Here is a 5,102-nt window from a genome sequence, read left to right on the forward strand (position 1 = left end):
TCAGGCAGGCCGCGTCAGCTGGACTCACGACTGCTTCGCAGCCGAACGCAGCCTCGCGGGCTCGGCAGCTGCTACAACGGGTGTCGCGGCTGAAATTGCTTAACTGACGGGCATTACCCCCCCCGGGTCTGCTTACTTGCGGCACAATTGCGGCCATCGTTCCTTTCCATTCATAGAGTGATTGCTGGTGCAGGCAACCCGTTTAACCCTGATTTGCCACGCGCGAACCGTCGCACAGAAATTGGCGCGTTTTCCTCTGGACGAACCTCTGGAAATGGATTGGCAAGCCCTCAGGCTTTCCCGTTGCAACCAGTTCAAGAGCGCTCCGCGTCTTGTCTGTGGCCCGGAGTTGCGCACCCGGCAAACCGCTGAACTGTTCGGCAGTTCACCGGAGATTGTCGACGCCTTGAGGGACTGCGACTTCGGGCGTTGGGGCGGTGTTCGCATCGGTGAACTTCAAAAGACTGAAGCTGAGGAACTCCAGTATTGGTTGGTAGACCCGGCTTCGGCACCCCACGGTGGCGAGTCGGTGCTGCAACTGGAGGAGCGGATGAGCGTGTGGCTGACCTCGTTGCAGTCGACGCCGGGGCACATCGTTGCCATTACCCATCCTTTCGTCATCCGCGCCGCGCTGACGCACGTTTTGCAAGGGGTGTCGTCCAGCCTGATCGACGTCGACCCCTTGGCGGCTGTCGAGTTGAGGTTCCATGGCCGCTGGCGGCTGCGCTTGCCGGGCACCGACCCCGAGGACCTGCCGTGATGAAAAAACTCCTGGTCATCGGGATCGGTGCCGGCAATCCCGACTACATCACCATGCAAGCGGTGAAGGCGCTGAACCGGGTCGATGTTTTTTTTCTCATGGACAAGGGCCAGAGCAAAGACAAACTCATCGATCTGCGCCGCGAGATTTGCGAACGCTACATCACCGGCCACGATTACCGTTTTGTCGAAGCCACCAGCCCCGAGCGCGAGCGCGGTGAGGTGGACTACAGGACCAGTGTCGACGACTTGAACCTGGCCAGGCAGCAGACCTTCGAACGGCTGATCAACGAGGAACTTTCTGACAGCCAGTGCGGTGGTTTTCTGGTGTGGGGCGACCCAGCGTTGTACGACAGCACGATCCGTATCCTTCAGGCGATCCAGGCCTCTGGCGCCTGTGGGTTCGAGTTCGAGGTGATCCCCGGCATTACCAGCGTCCAGGCGTTGGCGGCCCGACACAAGGTGCCGCTCAACCAGATTGGCCACTCCGTTGAAATCACCACCGGCCGACGCCTGGCGGCAGGGCAGGTGAGCGATGCCGACAGCCTGGTGGTGATGCTTGATGCCCAGGATGCTTACCGGCAGGTGGTGGATCGGGACACCGAGATTTACTGGGGGGCCTATCTGGGGACGCCGGATGAAATCCTGATCAGCGGCAAGCTCAAGGATGTGGCGGATGAGATCGAACGGGTGCGCAAGGCTGCCCGGTTGGCTAATGGCTGGATCATGGATACCTATCTGTTGCGCAAGCCTTGAAAATTGGCTAGCCCGGGCTGGCCCCTTCGCGAGCAAGCCCGCTCCCACAGGGATGATGTGAACGACACAAAACCTGTGGGAGTGGGCTTGCTCGCGAAGAGGGCCTTGAGAACACCTCAAGAAATAGCATTGCCCCCACGCCCAAACCGCTCCCGATACACCGAAGGCGGCACGCCAACCACGGTTCGAAAGGCTACCCGGAAGCTTTCCACCGAACGATAACCACAACGCTCGGCAATCTGCTCGGTGTTCTGGTCACTGCTTTCCAGCAGTTCGCGGGCGCGGCCCAGGCGCTCATGCTGCAACCAGGTTTTCGGTGACTGGCCGCTGGCTTCGGTGAAACGGCGCAGGAAGGTGCGTTCGCTCATGGCGGCTTCGCTGGCCAGGTCGCGCACTTGCAGTGGTTCATGCAAACGCTCACGTGCCCAATGCATGACGCGGGAAAGATCGCTACGCGGTGTAGGACTGACCGGCGTCGGAATGAATTGCGCCTGGCCACCGCTGCGTTGCGGCGACATGACCATGCGCCTGGCCACGGAATTGGCCACCTGGGTGCCGAAATCCCGTGCCACCAGGTGCAGGCAGGCATCGATGCCTGCCGCGCTGCCTGCGGAGGTGATCAATTGGCCGGAATCGACATACAGCACGTCCGGGTCCACGAGGATGCCGGGAAAGCGCTCGGCCAGTTCCGAGGTATAGCGCCAGTGCGTGGTCGCACCGTGGCCGTCGAGCAACCCGGTGGCGGCGAGGACGAAAACACCGGAGCAGATCGACAGCAACCGCGCCCCCCGGGCATGGGCCTGGCGCAGGGCGGCGATCAGCTCGGCGGGTACCGCGGCGCTGCGGTCGCGCCAGCCGGGAATGATGATGGTGCGGGCATCGGCGAGCAATTCCATGCCGCCATCGGCCAGTACCTGGATGCCGCCCATGGCGCGCATCGGGCCTTGATCGACTGCGACGATACGATGCTCGTACCACGGAAAATCGAATTCAGGCCGTGGCAGGCCGAAGATCTCCACGGCAATGCCGAACTCGAAGGTGCAGAGGCCGTCGTAGGCCAGAATCGCAACCATTCCTGGGGTAGGGTGCATTTGGCGGAAAGTTCCCGGTGAGTGTCTTGTGCGCCACTGTAGCCGCAAGTGGCTGGCGGATAAAGTCTTCCCACACCCACCGCTTATTTGGAGTACTGCTCATGACCTGCCTGGTTCGCGAAATTCCCGCCGCCCCCTCGGCCATCGCCCTGATGCATTTCAGCAACCGTCTGACCTTCGAAACCGATTGTTCAGATGTTTATGGCAGCCAGCAGGCTGGCGAAGTCGATTTCACTTTGGTGGATGTTCGTGGCCCGCTGGCGTTCGAGCGCGGGCATGTACCGGGGGCGATCAACATACCCGGACGCTTGCTGACTGCCGAAGGCTTGGCGGGTTTTGCGAAGAACAGCCTGTTTGTGGTGTATTGCGCCGGGCCTCACTGCAACGGCGCCAACAAGGCGGCGGTGAAACTGGCGGCCCTGGGTTATCCGGTCAAGGAGATGATCGGCGGCGTGACCGGATGGCTGGATGAAGGGTTTGAGTTGAGTGTCGGGGGGCCGCGGTCGGTGAATGCTGTGATCGGTTGTGAATGCTGACACCCAAACACCATTGATCATTGTGGCGAGGGGGCTTGCCCCCCCCTCGCCACAGGTATGTATTTCAGCGAAAGGAAGTGGCCGCCCACCACTCATCCAGTGTCGCCTCTAACCACTTGGCCACTGCTGCGTAAGCCTCAGTCTCCTGTGGCCCTCGGGGCAACGGCGACTCATCGCCAAAATGCGCATTGAGCATGGCCACCGACTCGGCGTTCCACTCCGGATGAAACTGCAATCCAAGCCGCGTCGGTCCGGCGCGGTATAGCTGCTGCGCACAGTGCTCGCTGCTGGCCAACAGCTGCGCGGCAGGCGGCAGGTCGATGGCGTCTTCGTGCCACTCCAGCACCTTCAGTGTTTGCCCATCGATAAAGGTCACGGTGGTCCATCCGGTTTCGCTCCGGTCCATCCGCCGTACATTCCCCCCCAGGCTCAACGCCAGCAACTGCGCCCCCAGGCAAATGGCGAACACGGCCGCGTCCCGATCCAGCGTGCCTTTGAGCCATTGCCGTTCAGCTTCCAGCCAGGCCGGGCCGGCGTTGGATTCATAAGGCCCGCCCAACAGGATCACGGGATCGGCGCTGACGGGCGGCAATTGGCCCAGGTCGGCGCGAAACACGTTCAGCGTCAGCCCCCGGGATTCGGCCCAGAAGGCGATGGTGCCCGGACCTTCGGCGGGGTGGTGCTGGATCAGGTTCAACGTGGGCATCACGCTACTCTCGATGGGACGCAAGGGCGCTCAATGTGCCGTAAAACATCCAGTATCGCCAGTCGTCCCGTTCTGTCGGATGACGCCTGAAAACCTGTAGGTCCGGTCTGAAAACGCGATATGTCTGACAGACTTTGCACCGTCATGGCGCGTTCACCTCGACGCCTCCCTCCGGGTGCCACTTTTCTGTAAATAATTGTCGCCTCGACATAATTTACCCTCCTGTAGCCGCTCTAGACTGCCGGCCACTTCGGTTCCCGCTCACGAAGCGATGACCGAACGCTGCCAATCGAAGCTGCCAATAAAAGCCTCCGCACACAGGAGTTATAAATGAAGAAGCTAGTGATGTTCGGTGCCCTGGCACTGTCGATGTTGTCCCTGACCGCCGTGGCCGCCGACGCCAAGCCGATCCGCATCGGTATCGAAGCCGGCTACCCGCCATTCTCGATGAAAACCCCTGACGGCAAACTCACCGGTTTCGACGTGGATATCGGCGACGCGCTGTGCGAGCAGATGAAAGTCAAGTGCACCTGGGTCGAGCAAGAGTTCGACGGCCTGATCCCTGCGCTGAAGGTCAAGAAAATCGACGCCATTCTGTCGTCCATGACCATCACTGACGACCGCAAGAAGAACGTCGATTTCACCATCAAGTACTACCACACACCGGCACGCTTCGTGATGAAGGAAGGTTCCAGCATCAAGGATCCGCTGACCGAACTCAAAGGCAAGAAAGTCGGTGTGCTGCGCGCCAGTACCCACGACCGCTTCGCCACGGAAGTGCTGGTGCCTGCCGGTATCGAGCTGGTGCGCTACGGCTCCCAGCAGGAAGCCAACCTCGACATGGTTTCCGGCCGCATCGATGCGCTGCTGGCCGACTCGGTCAACCTGGACGACGGTTTCCTGAAAACCGACGCCGGTAAAGGTTTTGCCTTCGTCGGTCCTGAGTACAACGATCCGAAATACTTCGGTGGCGGCGCAGGCATTGCCGTGCGCAAGGGTGATAAGGAACTGGCGGACAAGTTCAACACCGCGATCACCGAAATCCGCGCCAACGGCAAGTACAAGCAAGTGCAGGACAAATACTTCAAGTTTGACGTTTACGGCGAGTAATCCAGCCGTTTGAAAAAGTGGCAACCGTTGGCGCGGTTGCCATTTTTTTTGTGCAATCATTTTCAGCACTGAGATACCTGTGGGAGCGGGCTTGCTCGCGAAGGCGCCGGTACATTCAACATCCATGTTGCCTGACACGACGCC

6 protein-coding genes are annotated in these 5,102 nt (G+C 60.6%); 4 read left to right on the forward strand and 2 right to left on the reverse strand.

What is annotated here, in order from left to right; genetic code table 11:
- The first annotated feature begins 187 nt into the window (after positions 1-187).
- Both AC07W4_RS27730 and cobF read left to right on the forward strand, forming a co-directional pair.
- Complete coding sequence (locus AC07W4_RS27730; RefSeq protein ID WP_495034715.1) at positions 188-760, forward strand: histidine phosphatase family protein; 573 nt, start codon at positions 188-190, stop codon at positions 758-760.
- Positions 760-1,515: a precorrin-6A synthase (deacetylating) gene (cobF, locus tag AC07W4_RS27735; protein WP_495034716.1), complete on the forward strand. Its 756-nt coding sequence runs from the start codon at positions 760-762 to the stop codon at positions 1,513-1,515. The genes AC07W4_RS27730 and cobF overlap by 1 nt, the downstream gene beginning before the upstream one ends.
- 116 nt (positions 1,516-1,631) lie before the next feature.
- Here cobF and ftrA read toward each other — a convergent pair whose 3' ends face one another.
- Positions 1,632-2,606 carry a transcriptional regulator FtrA gene (gene ftrA, locus AC07W4_RS27740; RefSeq protein WP_495034717.1) on the reverse strand — a complete coding sequence of 325 codons (975 nt, stop codon included), beginning with the start codon at positions 2,604-2,606 and terminating at the stop codon, positions 1,632-1,634.
- Between the two features lie 101 nt (positions 2,607-2,707).
- Between ftrA and AC07W4_RS27745 the strand changes: the two genes are divergently transcribed.
- A complete protein-coding gene (locus AC07W4_RS27745; RefSeq protein ID WP_495034718.1) occupies positions 2,708-3,142 on the forward strand; it encodes a rhodanese-like domain-containing protein in 435 nt (144 codons plus the stop codon).
- A gap of 64 nt (positions 3,143-3,206) precedes the next feature.
- Here the strand turns inward: AC07W4_RS27745 and AC07W4_RS27750 are convergent, their stop codons facing one another.
- A complete protein-coding gene (locus AC07W4_RS27750) occupies positions 3,207-3,848 on the reverse strand; it encodes a type 1 glutamine amidotransferase (protein ID WP_495034719.1) in 642 nt (213 codons plus the stop codon).
- Positions 3,849-4,178: 330 nt separating this feature from the next.
- Here AC07W4_RS27750 and AC07W4_RS27755 point away from each other — a divergent pair, with 330 nt between their 5' ends.
- On the forward strand, positions 4,179-4,958 hold the full coding sequence (locus AC07W4_RS27755) for an ABC transporter substrate-binding protein (protein WP_495034720.1): 780 nt from the start codon (positions 4,179-4,181) through the stop codon (positions 4,956-4,958).
- Positions 4,959-5,102 lie beyond the last annotated feature (144 nt).

This window comes from Pseudomonas sp. GW821-FHT02A08, assembly GCF_059422045.1.

Excerpts from the sequence above, each read along its gene's own strand:
- ftrA (WP_495034717.1), bottom strand. The coding sequence starts at position 2,606 with ATGCACCCTACCCCAGGAATGGTTGCGATTCTGGCCTACGACGGCCTC.
- cobF (WP_495034716.1), top strand. The coding sequence starts at position 760 with ATGAAAAAACTCCTGGTCATCGGGATCGGTGCCGGCAATCCCGACTAC.
- AC07W4_RS27755 (WP_495034720.1), top strand. The coding sequence starts at position 4,179 with ATGAAGAAGCTAGTGATGTTCGGTGCCCTGGCACTGTCGATGTTGTCC.
- AC07W4_RS27750 (WP_495034719.1), bottom strand. The coding sequence starts at position 3,848 with ATGCCCACGTTGAACCTGATCCAGCACCACCCCGCCGAAGGTCCGGGC.
- AC07W4_RS27745 (WP_495034718.1), top strand. The coding sequence starts at position 2,708 with ATGACCTGCCTGGTTCGCGAAATTCCCGCCGCCCCCTCGGCCATCGCC.